17 protein-coding genes and 1 pseudogene are annotated in these 22,529 nt (G+C 43.1%); 14 read left to right on the top strand and 4 right to left on the bottom strand.

The window, feature by feature from the left end; translation table 11 throughout:
• Nucleotides 1-148: 148 nt before the first annotated feature.
• The gene (locus NLX74_RS22605; RefSeq protein ID WP_167669709.1) at nt 149-325 is read right to left on the bottom strand and encodes a hypothetical protein; all 177 of its coding nucleotides are present in this window, start codon (nt 323-325) and stop codon (nt 149-151) included.
• Between the two features lie 946 nt (nt 326-1,271).
• Nucleotides 1,272-1,625 (bottom strand): winged helix-turn-helix transcriptional regulator, encoded by a 354-nt coding sequence (locus tag NLX74_RS22610; RefSeq protein ID WP_061828404.1) that lies wholly within the window; start codon nt 1,623-1,625, stop codon nt 1,272-1,274.
• 521 nt (nt 1,626-2,146) lie between these two features.
• On the opposite strand from NLX74_RS22610, the gene NLX74_RS25740 reads away from it, so the two are divergent.
• The 6 genes from NLX74_RS25740 to NLX74_RS22630 all read left to right on the top strand — a co-directional run bounded on the left by NLX74_RS25740 (nt 2,147) and on the right by NLX74_RS22630 (nt 5,893).
• A complete protein-coding gene (locus NLX74_RS25740; RefSeq protein WP_302057471.1) occupies nt 2,147-2,275 on the top strand; it encodes a hypothetical protein in 129 nt (42 codons plus the stop codon).
• A 26-nt stretch (nt 2,276-2,301) separates the two neighbouring features.
• Nucleotides 2,302-3,237 carry an LLM class flavin-dependent oxidoreductase gene (locus tag NLX74_RS22615; RefSeq protein WP_254330389.1) on the top strand — a complete coding sequence of 312 codons (936 nt, stop codon included), beginning with the start codon at nt 2,302-2,304 and terminating at the stop codon, nt 3,235-3,237.
• 38 nt (nt 3,238-3,275) lie between these two features.
• Nucleotides 3,276-4,241 carry an NAD(P)H-dependent flavin oxidoreductase gene (locus NLX74_RS22620; RefSeq protein WP_254330391.1) on the top strand — a complete coding sequence of 322 codons (966 nt, stop codon included), beginning with the start codon at nt 3,276-3,278 and terminating at the stop codon, nt 4,239-4,241.
• Entirely contained in the window at nt 4,238-4,495 is a 258-nt protein-coding gene (locus NLX74_RS25925) for an SDR family oxidoreductase (protein WP_348619731.1), read from the top strand. The genes NLX74_RS22620 and NLX74_RS25925 overlap by 4 nt, the downstream gene beginning before the upstream one ends.
• A 112-nt stretch (nt 4,496-4,607) precedes the next feature.
• Nucleotides 4,608-5,348: an oxygen-insensitive NADPH nitroreductase gene (gene nfsA / locus NLX74_RS22625; protein ID WP_254330393.1), complete on the top strand. Its 741-nt coding sequence runs from the start codon at nt 4,608-4,610 to the stop codon at nt 5,346-5,348.
• A 119-nt stretch (nt 5,349-5,467) separates the two neighbouring features.
• Nucleotides 5,468-5,893, top strand: coding sequence for a MarR family winged helix-turn-helix transcriptional regulator (locus NLX74_RS22630; RefSeq protein ID WP_061828400.1), 426 nt, complete (start codon nt 5,468-5,470; stop codon nt 5,891-5,893).
• Nucleotides 5,894-6,251: 358 nt separating this feature from the next.
• On the opposite strand, the gene NLX74_RS22635 is transcribed toward NLX74_RS22630, so the two are convergent.
• On the bottom strand, nt 6,252-6,680 hold the full coding sequence (locus NLX74_RS22635; RefSeq protein WP_254330395.1) for a MerR family transcriptional regulator: 429 nt from the start codon (nt 6,678-6,680) through the stop codon (nt 6,252-6,254).
• Nucleotides 6,681-6,849: 169 nt separating this feature from the next.
• Here NLX74_RS22635 and NLX74_RS22640 point away from each other — a divergent pair, with 169 nt between their 5' ends.
• Nucleotides 6,850-7,971 (top strand): NADH-dependent flavin oxidoreductase, encoded by a 1,122-nt coding sequence (locus tag NLX74_RS22640; protein WP_254330397.1) that lies wholly within the window; start codon nt 6,850-6,852, stop codon nt 7,969-7,971.
• Between the two features lie 289 nt (nt 7,972-8,260).
• On the opposite strand, the pseudogene NLX74_RS25745 reads toward NLX74_RS22640, so the two are convergent.
• Nucleotides 8,261-8,383: pseudogene (locus NLX74_RS25745) on the bottom strand (Tn3 family transposase); the annotation flags it as partial.
• Nucleotides 8,384-8,659: 276 nt separating this feature from the next.
• On the opposite strand from NLX74_RS25745, the gene NLX74_RS22645 reads away from it, so the two are divergent.
• From NLX74_RS22645 to NLX74_RS22675, 7 genes are all read left to right on the top strand, one after another.
• Nucleotides 8,660-9,628, top strand: coding sequence for a LacI family DNA-binding transcriptional regulator (locus NLX74_RS22645; RefSeq protein ID WP_061828396.1), 969 nt, complete (start codon nt 8,660-8,662; stop codon nt 9,626-9,628).
• Nucleotides 9,629-9,931: 303 nt separating this feature from the next.
• Nucleotides 9,932-10,885, top strand: coding sequence for an ABC transporter permease (locus NLX74_RS22650; protein ID WP_220027953.1), 954 nt, complete (start codon nt 9,932-9,934; stop codon nt 10,883-10,885).
• A gap of 13 nt (nt 10,886-10,898) precedes the next feature.
• On the top strand, nt 10,899-11,795 hold the full coding sequence (locus NLX74_RS22655; RefSeq protein ID WP_061828394.1) for a carbohydrate ABC transporter permease: 897 nt from the start codon (nt 10,899-10,901) through the stop codon (nt 11,793-11,795).
• 125 nt (nt 11,796-11,920) lie between these two features.
• On the top strand, nt 11,921-13,546 hold the full coding sequence (locus tag NLX74_RS22660; protein WP_254330403.1) for an ABC transporter substrate-binding protein: 1,626 nt from the start codon (nt 11,921-11,923) through the stop codon (nt 13,544-13,546).
• A gap of 25 nt (nt 13,547-13,571) precedes the next feature.
• Nucleotides 13,572-16,028, top strand: a complete 2,457-nt coding sequence (locus NLX74_RS22665; RefSeq protein ID WP_254330405.1) for a PfkB family carbohydrate kinase — start codon at nt 13,572-13,574, stop codon at nt 16,026-16,028.
• Nucleotides 16,025-18,298: a GH32 C-terminal domain-containing protein gene (locus NLX74_RS22670; RefSeq protein WP_254330406.1), complete on the top strand. Its 2,274-nt coding sequence runs from the start codon at nt 16,025-16,027 to the stop codon at nt 18,296-18,298. The genes NLX74_RS22665 and NLX74_RS22670 overlap by 4 nt, the downstream gene beginning before the upstream one ends.
• A 190-nt stretch (nt 18,299-18,488) precedes the next feature.
• On the top strand, nt 18,489-22,490 hold the full coding sequence (locus tag NLX74_RS22675) for a GH32 C-terminal domain-containing protein (RefSeq protein WP_254330408.1): 4,002 nt from the start codon (nt 18,489-18,491) through the stop codon (nt 22,488-22,490).
• Nucleotides 22,491-22,529: the final 39 nt, after the last annotated feature.

Below are 22,529 nucleotides of genomic sequence, written 5' to 3' on the forward strand. Positions count from 1 at the left end.
TCATAGTAATAGGCTGCCGTAATATCGGCTGCCCATTGAGCTAACGGGCAGTTTAGTTGAACAAGATAAGTGGAGGTTTTATGTCGCATTTGACGCAAACTGTGAAGGAGGAAGCTGGGAAAATGATAGCAAAGTGTAAAGTGTTGAGTTAACTATCCAGCTTGTTTGTTGATGTCTTTAATGTTTGTGCAGCCTCATCGAGATAGATATCTAAAAAAGTACCATCAGTAAATTTAATAACCACAGCATTAGTAGTGATGGCGACATCTTCAATCGTCCTACCTTTAAGTTTTTCAGGTATAACTTTGAAATTAGTCGATTCCACATTCATCAAATCCTTTCATTGATTACACATCTTAGTAATCGGTAATAAGTATATAAAATCTATACTAGTCTAACACTTCTCATAATAAAAGTAAAAGATGAATGATAGAAATACTGAACAGTACGAAGATATTGTGTAATAAAAGAAAGCGTGCTTATTCAACTAACGAGGAACGATAGATAGCCTCAAAAAAACAAAGAGGTAGCCGACCAACGTGATCGGCTGTCTTTGTTCAACTAAGGGGCAGTATACTACAAAACTCTGTATCAATACATTATTGTTCATTTAGTCACCGAGTAGTAAAATTAACCTTAATTGGTTCGTATGACTTAGAGTTGGGTTTCATGAAGTTAACAAAAAGTAACTTAATAATTTCAGTTGCATTCGTATGCCTATTTTGTTCGTTTATTTTTTAATCTATGAATTGTTCATTGATGAAGGTGAACAAACGTGTACATCGACACAAAGTTACCAACCAAAGAAACCCTTATTTTATAAGGGTTTTCAGAGTGTCGAGAAAGTCCAGAGGACTTTTCGACACTTCTATTTTTATATGGGGAGACGCATCTTTTAAAACAAAAATCGATTTAAAACGATCTGAGCACCCTAGTTTTTAGACCACTAAGACAGTTTTAAACCCCCTGCAAAAAAACAGGGGGTTTCTCGACAGCCTGGAAACCCTTATTTTATAAGGGTTTTTCTGTTTTTAGTAGGCAATTTTACCGCGCTTTTCTTTGTGACGCATAAACATAAACAGCTTCCATGTGCTTTTTTGCGTTCACCATATAGACCGTAAAAGGCAACCATATTAACTGTGAAATCGGTTGTATGATTTCCTTGCTCATTCGCACGATTGCGTAGAAGAAGTTTGGACAAAGACTTAAATAAAAATGTTTTCTTTGGATTCAAAATTTCGGTAATAGGCTTGTTTGGAAACTTCATCAGATTAAGGTTTTTCGCCGTATTCCTTACCGAATTCCTCCATCTTCTCAAGGATCGGTAGTAATTTGATTCCCTTGCCTGTTAATGAATACTCTACTCGCGGAGGAACTTCCGGATAAACATTACGTTTAATAACTCCATCGTTCTCCAACTCTTTAAGCTGCTTTGTGAGAGAGCCTTGTGATAAACCTCCAAGAAATTTTTTTATATCCGTATAACGGCGTGTTTCTCCTTTTAAATACCATAATATAAAATATTTCCAACGTCCTGAAAGAACATTTTGGGTAAATGCTATCGCGTACATATCCCTTTTTTCATCCATAAATTCTTTATCAAATCCTTCATTACAGACCCTCATTGATATCACTCCTAATCTTAAGGTACAAAAAGTTGTACTATGTTCAATTATATTGCCCTCTTTGCAAATGAACATAATGACTTTATGATTGTGTCAACAAACCAAAACAATTAATTTTAATTAACCTAAAATGCGAAAGGATAATGTTCTTGTTTTCGTTTTATAGTTTAATAGGGTAACTAAGATTGCGTTTTTATATTTAGTAAGCTAAATAAATATAACACAGAAAGGAGTTACTGATAAGTGAATACAGGAAATAGACTACAGCTTTCGATTTTAGACTTCGTTCATGTCTATTACGGAAGTGATGCTAAGAAAAGTCTCCAAAACATTAGGACTTCTGCAGCTGATGGCTGGACCATGTGAGCATTGCTAAGGTCCAGAGAATTATTGGGGTAAATGATTTTCCAGAGCAATTAGATAACCTGCTTTCCTTTTTTGACTGTAACTTTAAAGAACCTCATGAAAGGGAGATCATTCAACAATGGAAGGAAGAAAGTTAAAAATAGGAGGGATTATTGATGGCGTTGGTTGGAATCACACGGGATGGAGACACCCCGCTATTCCAGCAGATGCCAGTGAAAATATTGATTACTACGTTCAAAAAGCCAGGCAACTTGAATAGGGAAGGTTCGACCTCATCTTTTTAGCAGACGTAAGTCATATTGGACCTGGCATGATACCACACTATCTAAGCATGTTTGAGGGCGTATCTATTTTGTCTGCATTGAGTATGGTGACTCATTCCATTGGCTTGACCGCAACAATAGCTACTTCATATGCTGATCCATTTACTGTTGCTAGACAAATAGCCTCACTCGACAAGATTAGCAAGGGCCGAGCAGGATGGAATGCGATCACCTCTAATCCGGGAGGGTTAGCCAATTACAGTCGGTCCCATTTAAGGAAAGCAGATCTTTATCCCATGAAAAAGGAGTTTTTAGAGATTATTGAAGGCCTCTGGGATTCGTACGAAGACGATGCATTCATACGTGATAAGAAAAGTGGGGTATTTTATGACCCGAGTAAGATGCATCCAATAAATTATACCGGGAATTACTTTTCAGTGGAGGGACCATTAAATGTTAGTCGATCTCGACAAGGCAGACCGGTCATCTTTCAAGCCGGTACTTCCTTGGAATTCATGGATATAGCTGCACAGCATGCCGAAGTCATCATGGCTCCTGGAGATCAGTTTGAATATCTTAAGAGATTCACTACTGAACTTAAAAGAAAAGTGCAAAATCAAGGGCGTTCACCAAACGATCTACTGATTATGCCTTCACATAGCCCCATCGTTGGTGAAACGGAAAAAGAAGCCTTAGAAAAGCTAAGAGAAATCGAATCATGGATGCCTAAAGGTTATAGATTGCCAAAACCTCAATTGATGGGAGTTGCGGAGAATGTTGCAGAAAAAATAGAACATTGGTATCAAGAAGGCGTCATGGATGTCTTGCTGATTATACAAGATTATCCAGCAGGATTTGAGGACTTTATTAAATTGGTTGTACCCATATTGCAAGATAAAGGCATATTTCGAAAGGAATATGAGGAGGATACACTTCGGGGGAATTTAGGGCTACCTTACCCTGAAACTAGGTATAAGAAGTAATAATAAAAAAATCAATTAAACAAGAGGCGAAATCATTGATGAAAAACCGAATTACAGAACTACTGGGAATAGAGTATCCTATTATTTCAGCTGCTATGACATGGGTCACTTCCGCGGAATTTGTTGCAGCAGTTTCCAATGCAGGTGGAATGGGTGTGTTGGGGCCAAATGCTGGCCAAACGGAAAAAGCAATAAGTGCAGAGGATATGGCAGATCGACTAACGAAGGAAATTCGCAAGGTTAAAGCATTAACGAATAAACCATTTGCAGTAAACTACATTTTCCCAATGGGAGGGGCTACAGAAGACCCCTTTACTAATACAGTTTTTGATGTATTGGTTAAAGAAAATGTCAAAAACGTTATTGCCATTGGACAACATGTGGTCGATCGTGAACTGAAACGACTTAAAAAACATGACATTAAGGTCGTTTACAGAGACTTAAGTCCGACTGTAGAAAAGCTTCTAGAAGCTGAGAAAACAGGAGTGGATGCCCTTATCGTTACAGGTTATGAGGCTGGTGGTCATATGAGTGATTATAAAATTAGTACGCTTTCCCTTGTTCCACAAATCACTTCACTTGTAAAAATCCCTGTTATTGCTGCTGGAGGAATTATAGATGGTCGGAGAGCGAAAGCAGCACTATCTATGGGTGCAGAAGGTGTATATATGGGAACAAGGTTTATAGTGACCAAAGAAAATCCAGCTAGTATGGAAACAAAGAAAGCCATCATTAAGGTAAAAAGTGAAGAGTTTATTGAATTTAAATCAGGTACAGGACATTTGAGAACCATTCCTACAGAAGCGGGCAAAAAAGCGTTAGAACTCATTAATCAAGGAAAGCCTGCAGAAGCATACAAATATTATGGAGAAGGGTTCAAAATAGGAATGTTAGATGGCGATCTGGTTAATGGGACCGTTAGTGTATCCGAATCAGCTGGTGGTATTCAGCAAATTCTAACGTGTCAAGAAGTGATTGATGAAATTGTTAAAACCATCGGATGAAGATCTCAAAAATTTTTTTCCTACAGTTTGCCACTGATCAAATTCGGATAAATCTAATTCAACCAGGACCTATACAAACAAACATTGTGACTAAAGCTCTAAGTGAAAAGGCAATTGAAGAACGGGCACAACAAGTCCCCATCAAAAGATTAGGTCAGTCTCAAGAGGTAGCGAACCTTGCTTTGTTTCTTGCGAGTGATGAAGCCTCTTATATTACGGGTGCTCATCATGAATTGATGGAGGATTGTCTGTAATGTAACGCAATTTTGTATTGAGTTAGTATATGAGGCCACCTATAACTAAGACCTCATTGCTATTTTTGCTAACACTTTTATTTATGATAATAACATTGAAGGAGATATTCATATGAATAATACCCTTAAATTACTTCATAATCATACGTCCATTCGTTCTTACACAAATCAACCACTGACACAAGAACAACGAGAAGAAATCTTTAAGGTAGCTAATCAAACATCATCATTCAGTCTTTTGCAGGCCGTTTCTATTATTAGAATTACAGATCCAGATCTTCGAAGAAAGGTGATGCAACTTTCGGTTAATCAACCTTATATTGAAGAAGCCGCAGAGTTCTGGATTTTTTGTTCAGATTTCCACCGGAATCATCAAATCGCCCCTGAAGTTGACCTTGAATATATAGAATTTCTTTTAATCGGTTCATTTGATGCCGGGCTTATGGCGCAAAATGCTTTAACCGCAGCAGAATCTATTGGACTTGGTGGCGTTTTTATTGGTGGTGTGAGAAGTAACATTAATGAATTATCTGAAATTTTGAATTTACCGAAGTATGTGATTCCTTTGGTGGGACTATGTATTGGTAGTCCATCTGGAAATAAACCTGAACTCAAGCCAAGGTTGCCTAAATCCATGGTTTTACATGAAAACCAGTATCAAACACTCGATAAACTGAAATTAGCAACTTATGATAAGACCATGTTGAAGTATTATGAAAATCGACCTGTAAAGGCCCCTTTCTCAGCGAAAAAAGTAAAAGGATGGAGTGACCACATCCATGATCATCTGCAAAGAAGTATTCAGCCACAAATGATGGACTATCTCCACAAACAGGGATATGCCAAAAAATGAAGCAGGGAAGAAACTTTTTTGACCAGAAGGAAGTTCATCATAAATTAATTTGACACATCAAATTCGTCGTGATATAGTTAGCCCGCTAAATAACATTCGAATCGAGGGATGATGAATTAATGACAGATCAAGTGGATTGTGATATTCGTCAGTCGTTAGATCGAATCTCCTCCCAAATGCGTCGAAATTATAGTGAATCTCTCAGGGAACTTAACCTTTATGTAGGGCAAGATAATTTGCTGTATCGTCTGTGGTTGGGTGATGGGGTAACACAAATGCAACTATGTGAACACTTAAAATGCGAACCGCCTACGGTAACGAACATGGTTAAATCATTGGAGCAGAACGGATTTATATATCGTAAACGTGATGAACAAGATGCAAGAATAATGCGCATTTTCCTAACGGACAAAGGCAAAGAATTAGAGACACCGGTTGAGGTCAAATGGAGACAACAGCAGGAAAAACTACTTCAATCCATTTCTACGGAAGATCGGCTGATATTAAGACAATTAATGCAACAAATGGAGAATAATCTATCATGAGTTCTCCATCTTTTTTAATATATTTAGCAAGCTAAACATTGCTGATTTAATAACACAACGAGAAGGGTGTATTATTATTGGCTGCATCCCTATGTGTAATCATCCGAAGAAGGGGTAGTACCAGCGTCGCTGTCACAAGGGCAAAGTAGATGGATAAATATGTTAAATATAAGTTCTGGGAATTTCGCTATGATTGGAGAAATACCAGCGTCTCAAACGTATGGAATAAACCTACATTTATCTTGTTGGGTTGTTTACGTTAATGTGCAAAGACAGAGCTAGGCTGCCGACATTGATCGGCAGCCTAGTCTTAGTTGGAGATTGAACTATCGTTTCCCGTTAGCGGAAATACATTACATTAATTCACCGTCTTAATCTCCAGGCCGTGACCGTGACATTTAAAGTTATAGTTAGGGTTTTTCATAACCTCTTCTTTCTGAAGTTCATACATGGCAATTTTATAGTTTATTTCTTCCATGTGTTTAAAACTTTCGTCAATTTTCTTCTGAAGTTCCAATTTATGCTGTATCAACATCTCCTTTCTTTGCAAAAAGGTGCTATTTCCCAATTCATAAAGTTCCTTGTAATCCTTGATTTTTGAAAGAGGCATTCCTGTCTCTTTGAGACAACGAATAAAAGAAATCCAATCTATTTGTTGTTGGTTATAAACTCTACGGCCTTTTTCGTCACGAGATATATTTGGTAATATCCCCTGCTCTTCATAAAACCTAAGTGTTTTTGCAGATACATTTAAATTCTCCACTACGTATGTCATTGAATACAACATCTACTTGTCCCACCTTTAGTTACAGTTACTGTAACTAAATATATATCATAAAGAGAATGAAAGCACAACAATTCTATATGTAATCATATAAAAATAAATCCTTGACCTACTGTAACGGTAACCAACTACACTGAAACAGAAAATAAAATATGATAGCGAGGTTAAAGAAATGAATCAAAAATATAGTAGGTTATTTGAATCCTTCACATTCAGAAGTGGAATAACAATGAAGAATAGAATTGTTATGGCACCTATGACAACCTGGTCAAGCAATGACGATCTTACCATTTCGGATGACGAAGTAAAGTATTACAAACAAAGAGTGAATGGAGTAGGACTCGTCATTACAGGGTGTACTCATGTTACACCGAATGGACAGGGTTTTACGAATGAATTCGCCGGGTACAATGATGAATTTACTCCAAGTTTACGAAAATTAGCTGAGGCAGCGAAAAGTGGAGGCTCTCCTGCGATCCTACAGATTTTTCATGCTGGCAATAAAGCTTTGCCCGAATTGGATGCAGTTAGTGCGAGTGCATTGCAACCCGAAATTACTAATTTAGGTTCAACTCCAGAAACAAGAGAACTATCACATGAGGAGATTTTGTCGATTGTACGTGCTTTTGGAGACACAACAAGACGAGCGATAGAAGCCGGATTTGATGGCGTCGAAATTCATGGGGCACATGGATTTTTAATTCAAAACTTCTGGTCGCCAGCAACGAATCAACGGACGGACCAATGGGGAGGATCACTTGAAAATCGCTTGCGTTTTCCATTGGCGATTATTAACGAAATCAAAAATGTCATTGAAAAACATGCTACAAAACCATTCATTTTAGGATACCGATTTTCACCTGAAGAATCCTCCAAAGTGGACGGATTACGTATGAAAGACACGTATGAATTAATCGATATTCTTGTTGAACAGAATTTGGATTATATACATGCTTCATTAGATAATGTGTCTTCAAAGCCAGTAGATAGTCAAGATGAAAAAACACGGCTTGAATTAATTCTTGAAAGAGCAAACGGTAAGGTAACTGTGATGGCTGCTGGTTCCATAATAACACCGGATGATGCTCTTAAAGCTGTGGAATTAGGATTGCCGCTAGTTGCCATTGGGCATGCGTTAATTATGAATCCTACTTGGGTTGAAATGGTCGCAAATGGACGAGAAGCCGAGGTAGATTCTAAGTTGAACGTTTCAAAACTCGACCAGCTTAATATTCCAGAAAAACTCTGGAATGTAATTCAAGCAATGCCCGGTTGGTTTAATATTGGGAAATAAAAAGTAGTCCTAAAGGCTACTCAGATTGACGAGAAACCCGCGTCTTTTATGAGACTTCGGGTTTCTTTTGCTAATTCTTAAGTGCTCCGTCCATCCGTAGTTCGGTAGGGCAATTCTTACTGTCGCGGACACACATACTGCGAATGTTTCGATCTTGAAGGGGTACCACCAGCATAACGCAGATTTACAACGCTAAGGAATTCTGAGTACAAAAATAGCCGGGTTTCACACGTTAAGGGTGTAACCGGCTTTTATGCTATCCTTGGTTCAGCGGACGTAATGATTCTAAGATACTAGGCGTTGCATCAGCCATTTTTGTTAAGCCTATATTGGTACCCATAGCCATGAGCGATGCCAGAACAATCGGTTTTTCTTCGGATTTAGGTTGACGATTGGTTGAAGCATGAATGTAATAAAGATCTACAATTCGCATCAACTTAATCTGGAATAATTAAGTTTTAATTTTATAGAGCGTGCCATACATGTTTGTGTCGCCTCGAAAAGTACATTGAGTAAGTTTGTAAAAAAATAGAATAAAAAGCGAATAGGTGTGATTGAATCAGGTGGCACGAAATTCATATGCGGGGTAGGCAATGAAAAAAGTCAGAAAAAAAGCGCTTCAAAAAATAATTGAAACGTTTCCAACTTAGTGCTATTATAATTCCCATAAGAGAGATGGGGGGGTTAAATGCCAAGTATTAGAGATGTAGCTAAGATAGCTGGTGTTGCTGTGGGAACGGTGTCCCGAGTTATTAATAACTCGGGCTCTGTAAAACCAGATACACGAAGGAAAGTGGAGAAAGCTATACAAGAACTGAATTATTTTCCTAATGAAGTCGCTCGAAATTTTAAAATGAGGAAATCCAAGATGGTAGCCTTGCTGCTTCCAAGTATCTGGCATCCTTTTTTTTCTGAACTAGCTTATTACATTGAGGATGAGTTGGATCGGGAAGGCTTTAAGCTCATGTTATGTAATAGCGGAGGCAAGCCAGAAAAGGAACTGTATTACCTGGATATGCTACGGCAAAACAAAGTAGCTGGTATTGTCGGCATTACTTACAATGATATAGAAAATAGCGTAAGCAATGACATTCCGATTCTAAGTATTGATAGGCATTTCAACAAAAAAATCACTTGTGTAACCTCAGATAATTATGAGGGAGGCCGTCTAGCTTTGAGGGAACTTGTTAAAGCAGGGGCCCAGAAACCGGCTTTTATGGGAAGTGTAACTTCCGTTTTTAGTGAAACCATGAATCGAAGAAAAGGTTTCATTGATGAGGCGAAAAAATTAGGTGTAGACTATGTTGTATACGAGAAACCAGATCCTATTGTGGACGACGAAGCCTATTTTGGCGAATTTCTATCTAAGCATCAGGATGTGGACGGCATTTTCGCTATTACCGATATGTTTGCCGCCAAATATATAGAAAGAGCAGGTAGGCAGGGGATTCGTATTCCAGAGGATGTAAAGGTCATCGGTTACGACGGCATTCAGGATCATCGTTATTTTCATCCGATATTGTCTACAATCAGGCAGCCAGTGGAGGAGATGGCACGTTTGACAATCAGACTACTGTATCAAAAGATCGATGGTATAACTTTAGATCAGCAAGTGTATCGTCTCCCCGTTATCTTCAGACAAGGCGAAACTACATGATTTTAATTGTAAAGATATTAATTCGTAAAGTCGGATCACAGTCTGGATATGCAAACTTGACTTTTCTTTTAGAAAATTGGAAACGTTTCATTTTACAATCAGACTACTCTGTTAAAAGATCGAAGGAATAAGTTTGAATCAGCAAATGTATCGTCTCCCGTTATCTTAGGCAAGTTTTTTACATTGGAAAAACTTCAGCTCATTCGGTGGATTTATGGTATGGATCACCGACTGACGTTTTTCTTATAATAAATTGGAAACGTTTCAAAAATGAAAATATACTTTTACAAGAAAGGGAGTGTAATGGTGAATTCAAGAACTAGTGAGTTGGATCATTCCACGATCAAGCCAAATCGCAAAATATGGAACCAGATCAAACGTGACTATGAACTGTATCTGTTTTTGCTGCCAATCATTATTATTTATCTCGTATTTAAGTACTATCCGATGTATGGAATACAAATTGCTTTTAAGGATTTTTCACCAAGTCGGGGGATCTGGGGAAGCGAGTGGGTAGGCTTTAAGCACTTTATTGATTTTTTCGATTCCTATAACTTCTGGACGATTATGACGAATACACTTACACTCAGTGTTCTATCGCTTGTGTTTAGCTTCCCAGCTCCGATTATTATAGCGATTATGTTGAATCAGATGTTGGCCAAAAGATACAAGAAAATTGTACAAACTGTAATATACGCACCACACTTTATTTCTACCGTAGTGCTCGTCGGTATGCTTAATGTTTTTCTGTCTCCAAACAGCGGAATCGTGAATCACATCATCACCTTGTTCGGAGGAGACCCCATTATGTTTTTGGCCGACGAAGGTTGGTTCCGTCCTTTGTATATTTTATCAGGGGTTTGGCAAGAGACAGGTTTTGCTACCATCATTTACCTTGCTGCGCTGGCAGGGGTCAATCCAGAATTGCATGAAGCCGCGATAATGGATGGAGCAAGCAAATGGAAGCGCGTAATGCATGTGGATATTCCAAGCATTTTGCCGACGATCGTCATCTTATTGATTCTCGCACTCGGTAACATTATGGGCATCGGTTTTGAAAAGGCTTTCCTTATGCAGAACGATTTGAATTATGCCACTTCCAATATCATTCCGACCTATGTTTATGAAATCGGGATTCAAAAGGCACAATACAGCTTTTCTACGGCAATTGGACTGTTTAATTCAGTGGTAAATATTATCCTGATAATCACCGTCAACCGGATCGCCAAGAAGTTGACTGAAACCAGCCTGTGGTAAGGGGGAGTTCATTTTGAATCAATTATTAAAGAGAAAAAGCAAGGGAGACATGTGGTTTGACATCGTCAACTACTTCATGTTGACCATAGTTATGCTGCTTGTATTATTCCCGTTGTATTTTGTGCTGATTGCTTCACTTAGTGACCCCAATCTCATCTACTCAGGAGAAGTATGGTTTTTTCCAAAGGGTTTTACGCTGGATGGATACGGGCGGATATTTAGTGATTCATCTATATGGATTGGTTATGCCAACTCGATTTTATATGCGGGTCTAGGAACGTTAATCGGAGTAGCCGTGACCGTATGTGCAGCTTACCCGTTAGCTCGTAAAGGACTGGCGGGAAAATCGGCGATTATGTGGTTTTTACTGATCTCCATGTTTTTTAGTGGAGGGCTGATCCCAACCTATTTGCTGATCAAAGATCTTCACATGCTGAATACGATCTGGGCACTTGTTATTCCTGGAGCGGGAGGTGTGTTTAATGTCATTATCGTAAGGACTTTTTTTCAGTCGACCATCCCAGATGAAATGTGGGAGGCAGCTTCAATCGATGGTTGTTCCAATACCAGATTTTTTTGGAGCATTGTATTGCCTTTGTCTAAGTCCGTTATAGCCGTAATGGTACTATATCATGTTGTCGGCTTCTGGAATGGTTTCTTTGACGCTTTGATCTACTTGAACGACGAAAACAAGTATCCGTTGCAACTGGTTCTGCGCAACATTCTTGTCCAGAATCAGGCCAACTCGGGCATGATGATAGACGTGGAATCTTACGCAGCGAAGATGCGTGTTACAGAGCTTATCAAATATGGTGTCATCATGGTATCCAGTCTACCGTTGCTGATTTTGTATCCTTTCCTGCAAAAATACTTTGTTAAAGGCGTGATGATCGGCTCGATCAAAGGCTAACATTGTCATGGTGCCTGAAAGGGGGAATGTGCAACAGAATCGATAGATCCAGCATTCAGACAAATATATAACAAGGGCAAGGGAAGTTTTCAGCTTGTGGAATGACATAAAGGAGGTTATGTACGATGAAATTATTCAAAAGTGCTGGAATTCTAATGCTGGCCGGAGTGTTTGCACTTAGCGGATGTTCGGGAGGCGGTGGCGAGTCAAAAAATCAGATGGTAAATCCGGATCAGGATGCGAATTTTAATAAAACCGGTCTTCCGATTGTTAAAGAACCGGTGACCTTAAAGATGGTCTCCCCGAAAGCTGCTTTAGCGCCGGATTACTCGAAAATGGAAATTTTTAAGCGGCTGGAAAAACAAACAAACGTAAAGATTGACTGGGAAAACATTCCAGACACTGACTTTGCAGAGAAGAAAAATTTGTTGTTGGCCAGCGGAGATTTGCCAGACGCATTTTACGGAGCCGGATTCACAGATTACGATCTAATCAATTACGGTAAAGACGGAACCATCATTCCGCTGGAGGATTTAATTGATAAATATGCGCCTAATTTGAAAGCGCTTCTCGATCGTCGGCCTGACATTAAACTAGCCATCACAGCACCAGACGGTCACATCTATGGGCTGCCGTCGTGGGAAGAGAATGAGCTCGATACCAACCCCTTCTTTCACATCATCAATAAAAATTGGCTCGATAAGCTGGGCCTGAAAGTACCTCAGACGCTGGATGAATACACTCAGACTTTGATTGCCTTTAAAACGAAGGATCCGAACGGCAATGGCAAGGCTGATGAAATCCCATTAAGCTTTATGCATATGCAGTGGTGTAGTGACATTGCCGGCATATTCGGAGCTTTCGGTCTTCCGGATAATTTGGAACATCGGATTGTCCGCGAAGGTAAAGTGATCTTTACCGCTTCGCAACCTCAATATAAGGAAGCATTAAAATATATTCATGATAACTGGTATAAGCAGGGCCTGATTGACCGTGAATCGTTCACCCAGGACGCTGCTCAGTATTTAGCAAAAGGCAAAACACCAGATGAAACGCTCGGCTCCTACGTTTGGTGGGAAGTCGAAGAAGTTGTCGGACCGGAGCGTAGTAAGGATTATGCTCTGCTGCCCCCGCTTAAAGGCCCAAATGGAGATCAAATGATTGGTCGCAACAACGGCGGAGGACCGGGACGAGGTAGCTTCGTGATTACAAAGGAGAACCGTTATCCGGCAATGACGATGCGTTGGATCGATCAACAGTATGACCCTTACATGGCGGCTCAAATTCACTGGGGTCCGTTGGATGTCGTATTCAAGAAGGACGAAAAAGGAAAATTGGTGAACCTGCCGCTTCCCAAAGGAGTCTCCGCAGGTGAATTCCGTCAAAAAGTGGCTCCAGGCACAGGAAATCCGGGCGTCATTACTTTCGATGACTTCGGAAAAGTTGTTGATATGGAACCCCGAGCTCAGAAGCGTGCTGAGTATTTGGAAAAATATTACACTCCATATATGAAAAAGGAAAACTATCCGAGCATCTTCTTTGAACCGGATGAACTAGATAAAATTAATCGGATCGAGCCAGAACTTATTAAATATGTAAATACCCAAAGAGGCAAGTTCATCGTCGATGGCGAGGTAGATGAAAAGTGGGACAGCTATGTGAAGACACTCGAGAAGATGGGGCTGAACGAATTAATGGAGATCTATCAAAAAGGGCTGGACCGATATAATGCAAATTTAAAAAATAAATAATCAAACGATAGGTGGGGAGAAAACTGTGCTTGATGTAATAACCATTGGGGAAGTATTGATAGACTTTACGCCATCAGGTCGTACCGCGAGAGGCAACGAGCAGTTTGAATGTAATCCTGGAGGGGCTCCGGCTAACGTAGCAGCTGCTCTATCCCGTTTAGGAACTAGAGCGACATTGATTAGCAAAGTTGGGGATGATCAATTCGGTTCCTTGCTGCACGATACCTTGATGAACGTCGGCATCGACGTGTCTGGGCTTTCGTTTACAGATGAAGCCAATACAACGCTGGCATTTGTCCATCTGGATGACAACGGAGACCGATCGTTCAGCTTCTACCGGAAACCAGGAGCGGATACATACTTGCGCACGCAGGATGTCCCGTTCGATAGGATTGAAAACTGCCATGCACTGCACTTTGGTTCTTTGTCGATGACCCGTACGGCAACAAGAGCGGCAGTTGTGAAGGCTAAAGAGGCAGGAGTCCTGCTTTCATTCGATCCAAATATCCGGTTTGCTTTATGGGAGAGCAAAGAGGAAGCGAAACAGAATATCCTTTGGGGCATGAAGTATGCCGACATCCTGAAAATATCGGAAGATGAGCTCCACTTTATAACGGGTAAAACTGATGTGGAAAAAGGCTCGCTAGAGCTGCAACAGCAATTCGGCATCGCCGGGATCTTCGTAACTTTAGCGGAAAAAGGCTGCTATTACCGATTAGCGGGTCATGACGGATATGTGCCGGGTTTTCAAGTAGAGGCCATTGATACGACAGGAGCCGGCGACGCTTTTCTGGGCTGCTTGTTATATAAGATACTGAAAGCCGGTGTTTCTTTGAATCAGCTGACCAAACAGCAAATCATCGGTATGCTAACTTTTGCTAATGCTGGCGGTGCATTAGTAACCACACGGAAAGGGGCTCTTCAATCTATGCCGACGACAGATGAAATTACCCAGATAATCGAGACAAATAAACAGCACGATGATGATAGATTTAGGCCGGGTTTTCATTTTTCACCTCACTCCCATTGGTTGAATGATCCGAACGGATTAGTCTATTACGAGGGAGTCTATCATCTGTTTTATCAGCACCATCCTTATAGCAATGAATGGGGACCGATGCACTGGGGTCATGCCGTAAGCCAAGACCTGGTTCATTGGGAGCATATGCCTATCGCTCTGTTCCCGGATGAGCATGGCGCTATTTTCTCCGGTTGCTGTGTGGTTGACTGGAATAATAGCAGCGGACTGTTCGATGGTTCCCATGGATTGATCGCACTCTTCACTCATGCAGACATCTGTCCGGAGACCGGACAACCTCGCCAGCGGCAAAGCCTGGCTTACAGCAGTGATAAAGGCCGAACTTGGCACAAATATGAGGGGAACCCAATACTCGACGAGCATGATCTGGTCGACTTCCGGGACCCCAAGGTGTTCTGGCATTCGCCAAGTGAATCCTGGATTATGGCTCTTGTCGCGGGAGACCACGTTCGGTTTTATCGTTCCGACAATTTGCGTGAATGGTCGTTGTCAGGCGAATTCGGAAAGATTGATGACTCGCATGACGGAGTTTGGGAATGCCCTGATCTCTTTGAATTGCTGGTTGATGACAGCGGACATTCCAAATGGGTACTTATCATAAGCATCGGAGATAATCCCAACTGTCCGGAAGGCTCACGTACGCAATACTTTATCGGAGAGTTCGACGGAAATACGTTCATCAATGACAATCCGGCCGGTCATATCCTGTGGCTGGATTATGGCCGGGACAATTATGCGGGGGTCACTTGGTCGGATATAGCTGAGCAAGACGGACGGCGCGTGATCATCGGATGGATGAGCAACTGGAAATATGCCAACCAAACGCCTACCGGAGCCTGGAGAGGCGCAATGACTTTACCTCGCGTCTTATCATTGACCAGCCGAGACGAGGGCGTAGTTTTGACTCAAATGCCTGTCCGGGAAATAGAGCAGCTGCGAAAAGGAACGCTCTGCTGGAATGAGGTCAAGGTTACGCCGGCGGTGCCGTTTACGCAAAAAATGAATGATGTTCTGCTTGAGATTGAAGCGGATATCGACATTCGTTCCGGGGATGAGGTTCATATCAAAATAAAGTCCTCTGGGCAAAGTGAGACTATTATCGGATATGACCCTGTGCGCCAATGGCTATTCATCGACCGTTCGAAATCGGGCCTGACTGACTTCCACCCGTCGTTTGCGTGCAAGCACGGTGCTAGAATGGTTCCGGAGAATGGAAAGATCAAGCTGCATATCTGGCTGGATCGCAACGCGGTTGAAGTGTACGCGAATGAGGGTTTGGTTGCACTGACGGATCAAATATTCCCTGATGCTCCGATGGATCGTATTGAGATAAGTGCGAAATCAGGGGAAGTTGTACTGAACTCGTTTCATATGCATGCTCTTAACTCCATTCATATTCCCAATGGTCCAACGGAGCAGACATTAAGGAGGGTTGAAGTATGAGCCATGCAACCGATAATCGGGGATTGATCATGTATTGGGCGTTCAATGAAGATTCCGGTACAAGCGCTCTGGAGAGCGTATCCCAAGTCCAGGATAATATCCAGTACGTATTTAACCAAGCGGAGTTTACTAAACCTTGCCCTCCACGGTGGAGACAGGGGGTAATTGGAAATGGGCTTCTGTTCGATGGTTATTCGACTTACATTGCGCATTCGTTCGATGAGGGAAATCAGAACACCGAGCCAGAGTATCGATCAGCGCTAAGCATTGGAGTATGGGTAGCCCCACGCTCCTATGAATGGGGGGATGATGGCAAATTGTCCGCCATCGTGAACCGCTACAACCTGGATCGCAAGCAAGGTTATCTGCTTGGCATGTTCCGACACGGTTCCTGGTCCTTCCAAGTCGGGCTGGAAGGAGGGGACTGGAAGGAACTTTGGTCGCCAGATGGCCATGAACTGTCCAAGAATGAATGGTCATACGTGAATGCTGTGTTCGATGGGAACCAAGGGGAAATCAAGCTGTATTTGAACGGCAGTGAAATCGCTTCAGCAGCCGTGCCTCGTGGTTCCCGCCTGGCTGAGGCGACGGACACGGATCTTCTTATCGGCAAGAATAACCATAGCAGCCTGCTGGCGGAAGTGTTCAGCCTGCACATGTTTAGCGGTATCATTGATGAACTCAAGATTTATAATCGGGCGCTGAGCGCGGAAGAAGTGGCCGCTTCTTATCGGCATGTGCTGGATACCTTTCATGAAGGTAACCGGCCTCAATTAAACTATGACGAGATCAAGCTGGACCGAACGCCACTGCTACTTGATCGGCACAGACCGCAATATCATGTTAGCCCGCCGGCCCATTGGATGAACGAACCCCATGCACCGATCTATTTTGACGGGCAATATCATTTGTTCTATCAGCATAACCCGCAGGGGCCGTTCTTTCATCAGATCCATTGGGGACATTGGGTAAGTCAGGATTTGGTGCATTGGCGTGATCTACCCGTGGCCCTGGCGCCCGAAAAGGATCAGCTCGCACCGGACGGGATCTGGTCGGGAAGCGCAACCTATGATGCTGACGGACTTCCTGTCTTGTTCTTTACGGCAGGTAATGACAGCGCTTCTCCGAATCAGAGCGTAGCGCTTGCCCGAAGCACTTATACCCTTGACGGAAACCCGGATCTGGTTCAGTGGGTCAAACATCCAGAGCCGTTGATCGTGCAGAAGAAGGGAATGGGCGCATTTGGGGATTTCCGAGATCCATTCGTATGGAAGGACGATGACGGCTGGTATGCTCTGGTCGGGTCCGGTATCGAAGGTGGAGCAGCACTGGCATTTGCGTCACAGGATATGCTGAATTGGACGTATAAAGGGCCGTTTTTTAAAGCAGATATTCAGAAGTTTCCTTACCTTGGACCCATCTGGGAGCTCCCTGTGCTTCTTCCCCTTGGCAGTGACAAGCAGGGGGTGAACAAACATCTCCTGCTTGTCAGCCCTGTGGGGAAGGGAGCGGATGTCGAGGTGTTCTATTGGATCGGGCAACTTGACAAGCAAAATCTTTCGTTCATCCCCGATCAAGAAGAGCCTCAATTGATTGACGTCGGGGATTTCCATTTTACCGGACCGAGCGGAATGGTTGATCCGAAGACCGGCAGAAATATCGTCTTTACGATAGCCCAAGGCGACCGGACGTCCGAGATGGAATATAAGTCGGGCTGGGCTCATAACGGCGGCTTGCCGTTAAGCGTGTATTTGAGGGATGACGGACGTCTGGGAATAGAGCCGATTCAGGAGCTTCAATCGCTGCGTGGCGCCAAGCGGCTATCACTTCGGGACCAGTCATTGGCTGAAACTAATGTACAGCTCAGGGATGTTCATGGTGACATGCTTGAGATTCAATTGGAATTGGAGCCCGGCAGCGCCAAACAATTCGGAATCAAGGTCCGTTGTACGCCGGACGGAGAGGAAGAAACTCTGCTGTATTATGATTGGAATCAAGCGATGCTCATGGTCGACCGGTCGAAAACGACACTGCATCCGGGAGAAAAGTGCAGAGGGGTTCAGGGCGGTAAGCTGGAGCTACTTGGGGAGAATCTGAAGCTTCATATTTATTTGGACCGCTCCATGGTCGAAGCCTATGCAAACGGATTGAAAAGCCTGACAACCCGGGTGTACCCGAGCCGTATGGATGCTTTGGGACTCGAGATTTGGGGAGATGGAGAACCGTTTGTTAAATCCTTGGATATATGGGATATGCAGTCCATTTGGTAAGACGATTGCTTAGGCGCTCCTTACTAATGGGGTCATGCAGCAAATGATCAAGTAACTTCGCTTTTCTCTAATTGGAAACGTTTCATATATTTTCTCCTTTCTTCTTGACTTTCATCTTTGTACTAGGAGAGCATTTCGAAATGAAGTATCGATGTTTGAAAGTGCAAGAAATTTCGAAGGAGGATCTAGAATGAGAAAGGTGAAAATAAGAAAATATTGGATATCGGGAATGCTTATATGGGCTATGGTGCTCGAGCTTGTTGTTCCAGGAATCTCCGCAGTAGCCGAATCTAGAACTGTTGCTGGGAACACGCTCATTCCTAAAAATGACGTAGGCTCGTCGGTTACGAATGCGGTTTATCAAATCAAGAATATTCCTAAGAATGACGTGGGATTGTCAGTTACGGATTCGGTCTATCAAATCCGGAATCCTGGATTTGAAACAGGAGATTTGACGGGATGGACCGTTGTCAAAGGCAATGCGTTCGGTCCGAATAGCGTGACAGACGAAACGACTTGGTGGGCGGAAAAAATACCGTATAACCAGGAAGGCGCTTATCATTTAAACGGCTGGAAGTATGACGAATCTGCGACAGGTGTACTTCGTTCCAGCACTTTCGAGCTGGGCGGAAGCGGCTGGATCAGCTTCAAGCTTGGCGGTGCGAAGAACCCAGACAAGGTATTTATAAATATTGTGGAAGTCGATACGGGACAAGTTATTGCCCGATACGGAAATAGCGCATTCGCCGACGTTGGCTTCCCGGATCCTGCGCAGGGCATGCGGCTTGCCAATATGGTGCAATACAAGGCGGATCTTTCCACACAATTGGGCAAGAAACTGTATGTGGAGGTCGTCGATAATGCAACCTCGGATTGGGGAATCATTTTTGCGGACGCATTCTCCGTGTACCATGAATCGGAGCCAGCTGAAGGAATGGTTGCGACGGATATCAAGCCAGATTTCAAACGCTATGAAATCGATAATCCAAGCTTTGAAACTGGAAATCTCGATGGCTGGACGGTTGAGGGAGATGTTTTTGAAGTGACCGATGAAGCTCATGCGAGCAAAGAAGGGAACTTCTATGCCAAATCCTCCGTGCAAGGTAAGCGCTCCATCACCTCTAATACTTTCACGCTTCAGGGAACCGGAACAATTAACTTCACTATTTTGGATATCCTCAAACCGGAAGACGCATATGTCGCACTTTACGATGCGAACAGCAACACGTTGCTTATGAAAACCGGGGATGTCAGCGCGAACGAGAAAATCTCATGGAAAGTACAGGAACACTACAACAAGAAGCTTTATGTAAAGGTCATCGATCATTCCAATGAAGCCAGCATTGCCGTTGATGGGTTCCAAGCAAGTGGTGTGGGTACCAGTTTCTACTTAAACCTTGATGAAGGCGCAGGAAAGAAAGTGTTGGAGAATGTACACAATCTTAAGCACGATGTGAACTATGTATTTAACAACGCCAGGTATATGGCATCGAAGGATCCGAGATGGACTCCGCGCGGAATAAAAGGCGGCGCCTTATTGTTCGATGGATACTCGAATTATATTGAGGTCAATGCAAACGATACTGTGCCTGTAAGCGACGCGTTAACCATCGAAGCATGGGTTGCACCGCGTAGCTATGAGTGGGGAGACGGAAACAAGCTATCTGCGATCGTAAACCAATCCGATCAGGATAAAGCGGAAGGCTTTTCTCTTGGTATGTATCGGCACGGTACATGGTCGATGCAAGTAGGCATCGGCGGTCAGTGGATTCAGGTATGGGTAAAGGATCACCCGTTGGAAAAATACAAGTGGAATTATGTGGCCGCTACTTTTAGTAAAGAAGATGGAAAAATTAAGTTATATCTAAACGGTGAGGAAGTGGCTTCCCAAGCAACCCCCGTCAACGTTCCGATCACACCATCTACCGAAAGTCTGATCATCGGGAAAAATAATAAACCTGTAGAGTTAGCAGGGGTGTTCTCCTTCAATATGTTCAGCGGGCTTTTAGATGAAGTGAAGCTGCATAATAAAGCCCTTACGAACCAGGAGATACTTGCTGGATATGAGAGCGTGAAGGCGCTTCATGGAGGTTCAATTCCGAAAATTCCGAATGCGGACATTGATGAGGATCCAAGTGTGTTTGACGGAGATCAGCACCGTCCCCAGTACCACGCGATGCCTCCGCAAAACTGGATGAATGAAGCACATGCACCGATTTACTATAACGGCAAATACCATTTATTTTATCAACATAACCCGCAAGGTCCATTCTGGCATCAAATCCACTGGGGGCATTGGGTGAGTGACGATATGGTGAACTGGGAAAATGTAAGACCTGCTCTTGCGCCCGAAGCGGGCACCCTTGATCCGGACGGCACGTGGTCAGGCAGTGCAGCGTATGATCGAAACGGCAATCCCGTTCTGTTCTATACCGCCGGCAACGACTCCCTGTCGCCGAACCAAAGAACCGGGCTGGCAACTCCGGCGGATTTGTCCGATCCCTATTTGGAAAAATGGGTGAAATATCCTAAACCAGTAACGGAGCAGAACGGAAAAGGCATTCACAACGAGTTCCGCGATCCATTTGTATGGTACGACAAAGAGGTGGACAAGTGGTATCAGTTAGTGACGTCTGGCCTTCCAGACTTTAGAAGCGGCACAGCTTTGGTGTATGTATCCGACGATATGTACAATTGGGAATATAAGGGGCCATTATACGTTAGTGACAGAAGCCGTTATCCGGAGTTGGGTACGGTATGGGAGCTGCCAGTGTTATTGCCGTTAGGCACGGATAGTACGGGCAAGCAAAAATATATTTTCATGATTAATCCCCATGAAAAGCCGGAACATGTTCCTCCAGCGAACGATGTGCAAAGAGATGTTGAGGTCTTTTACTGGATCGGGACCTGGGACCGGGATAACTTTAAATTTATTCCTGATCAGGAGGCACCCTCCAAAATGGATGTAGGTGACGGCTATTTAACCGCAGAGAGCGGTCTGGTCACACCTGACGAAAGAACGGTCGTATTCTCCATGGTGCAAAATGTAAGAACACCGCAAGCCGAATATCAATCCGGATGGGCTCATAATTTATCTTTGCCGTTTTCCCTAAGTCTCGATAAGCATGATAAATTGCATGTCGAACCGATTAAAGAACTGCAGAGCCTTCGAGGGAAAAAATGGGTTGATTTTTCGGACAAAAATTTGGAGAGTGCCAATCAATTGATTAAAAATGTCAAAGGCGACATGCTAGAGATTGTGATGGAGATTGATCCGCTTGAGGCCCAGAAATTCGGTCTCAAGGTGCGACGCTCGGAAAAAGGCCAAGAAGAGACGCTCATTTACTACGACAAGAAGAATGGGACATTCAATGTGGATCGAACCAAGAGCAGCATTGATCCGGATGTGCGTGTGGACGGCATTCAAGGAGGATATGTAGATCTTGACGGAGAGAACTTGAAACTCCATATCTTTCTCGATCGCTCGGTCATTGAAGCCTTTGCAAATTACAAGAAGAAGCTGACAACTCGTGTCTATGTAGGCAGATACGACTCCTTGGGCTTGCAGATCTGGGCCGATGGCGATATCACTGTCAAGTCTATGCAAGTATGGGATATGAATGCCTTAACGGGTAAACCGGCTGCTCCGGTCTATGTGCCCGATAACTGGGATAACTCCGTGTATAAGGATATTACAGAGCTGCCTAACCATGATTTTGCTACAGGCGACTTAACAGGATGGATTACGGAAGGAGACGCCTTCCAGAATGTCCATGTGACCAATACCCAGTTCTTCTGGGACACCATTTACTTCAACCCGTCGCATAAAATTCCGGGCGGCTACCATTTATGGGGCTTCAACGAGCAAGCCGGCGGCGACAGCTTGACAGGAGCGCTAAGATCTCAAAATTTCGTCCTTGGTGGGAACGGTAAGATCAACTTCCTTATCAGCGGCGGCCGGGATATAGACCGTTTGTATGTTACGCTGGTTCGGGCGTCGGACGGCAAAGAGTTATTTAAAGAGACAGCGACCAATTATGAAGAATATCAACGAAAGATTTGGGATGCGTCGGATTATATCGGCGAGGAGCTTTACATTAAGGTGGTTGACCACTCCAAAGGCGGGTTTGGACATATTAACGTCGATGATTTCAACGTACCTGTTCAGGTAAAGAAGAAGACCAACAACTGACCTTGTCGATACAGAGTACCCGTGAGTCCTGCAGTCACT

This window comes from Paenibacillus sp. MZ03-122A (assembly GCF_024213325.1).
Taxonomy (GTDB): Bacteria; Bacillota; Bacilli; order Paenibacillales; family Paenibacillaceae; genus Paenibacillus; species Paenibacillus polymyxa_B.

Excerpts from the sequence above, each read along its gene's own strand:
- nfsA (WP_254330393.1), top strand. The coding sequence starts at position 4,608 with ATGAATAATACCCTTAAATTACTTCATAATCATACGTCCATTCGTTCT.
- NLX74_RS22610 (WP_061828404.1), bottom strand. The coding sequence starts at position 1,625 with ATGAGGGTCTGTAATGAAGGATTTGATAAAGAATTTATGGATGAAAAA.
- NLX74_RS22675 (WP_254330408.1), top strand. The coding sequence starts at position 18,489 with ATGAGAAAGGTGAAAATAAGAAAATATTGGATATCGGGAATGCTTATA.
- NLX74_RS22635 (WP_254330395.1), bottom strand. The coding sequence starts at position 6,680 with ATGTTGTATTCAATGACATACGTAGTGGAGAATTTAAATGTATCTGCA.
- NLX74_RS22615 (WP_254330389.1), top strand. The coding sequence starts at position 2,302 with ATGATACCACACTATCTAAGCATGTTTGAGGGCGTATCTATTTTGTCT.
- NLX74_RS22645 (WP_061828396.1), top strand. The coding sequence starts at position 8,660 with ATGCCAAGTATTAGAGATGTAGCTAAGATAGCTGGTGTTGCTGTGGGA.
- NLX74_RS25740 (WP_302057471.1), top strand. The coding sequence starts at position 2,147 with ATGGCGTTGGTTGGAATCACACGGGATGGAGACACCCCGCTATTCCAG.
- NLX74_RS25925 (WP_348619731.1), top strand. The coding sequence starts at position 4,238 with ATGAAGATCTCAAAAATTTTTTTCCTACAGTTTGCCACTGATCAAATT.
- NLX74_RS22640 (WP_254330397.1), top strand. The coding sequence starts at position 6,850 with ATGAATCAAAAATATAGTAGGTTATTTGAATCCTTCACATTCAGAAGT.
- NLX74_RS22660 (WP_254330403.1), top strand. The coding sequence starts at position 11,921 with ATGAAATTATTCAAAAGTGCTGGAATTCTAATGCTGGCCGGAGTGTTT.
- NLX74_RS22670 (WP_254330406.1), top strand. The coding sequence starts at position 16,025 with ATGAGCCATGCAACCGATAATCGGGGATTGATCATGTATTGGGCGTTC.
- NLX74_RS22620 (WP_254330391.1), top strand. The coding sequence starts at position 3,276 with ATGAAAAACCGAATTACAGAACTACTGGGAATAGAGTATCCTATTATT.
- NLX74_RS22630 (WP_061828400.1), top strand. The coding sequence starts at position 5,468 with ATGACAGATCAAGTGGATTGTGATATTCGTCAGTCGTTAGATCGAATC.
- NLX74_RS22650 (WP_220027953.1), top strand. The coding sequence starts at position 9,932 with ATGGTGAATTCAAGAACTAGTGAGTTGGATCATTCCACGATCAAGCCA.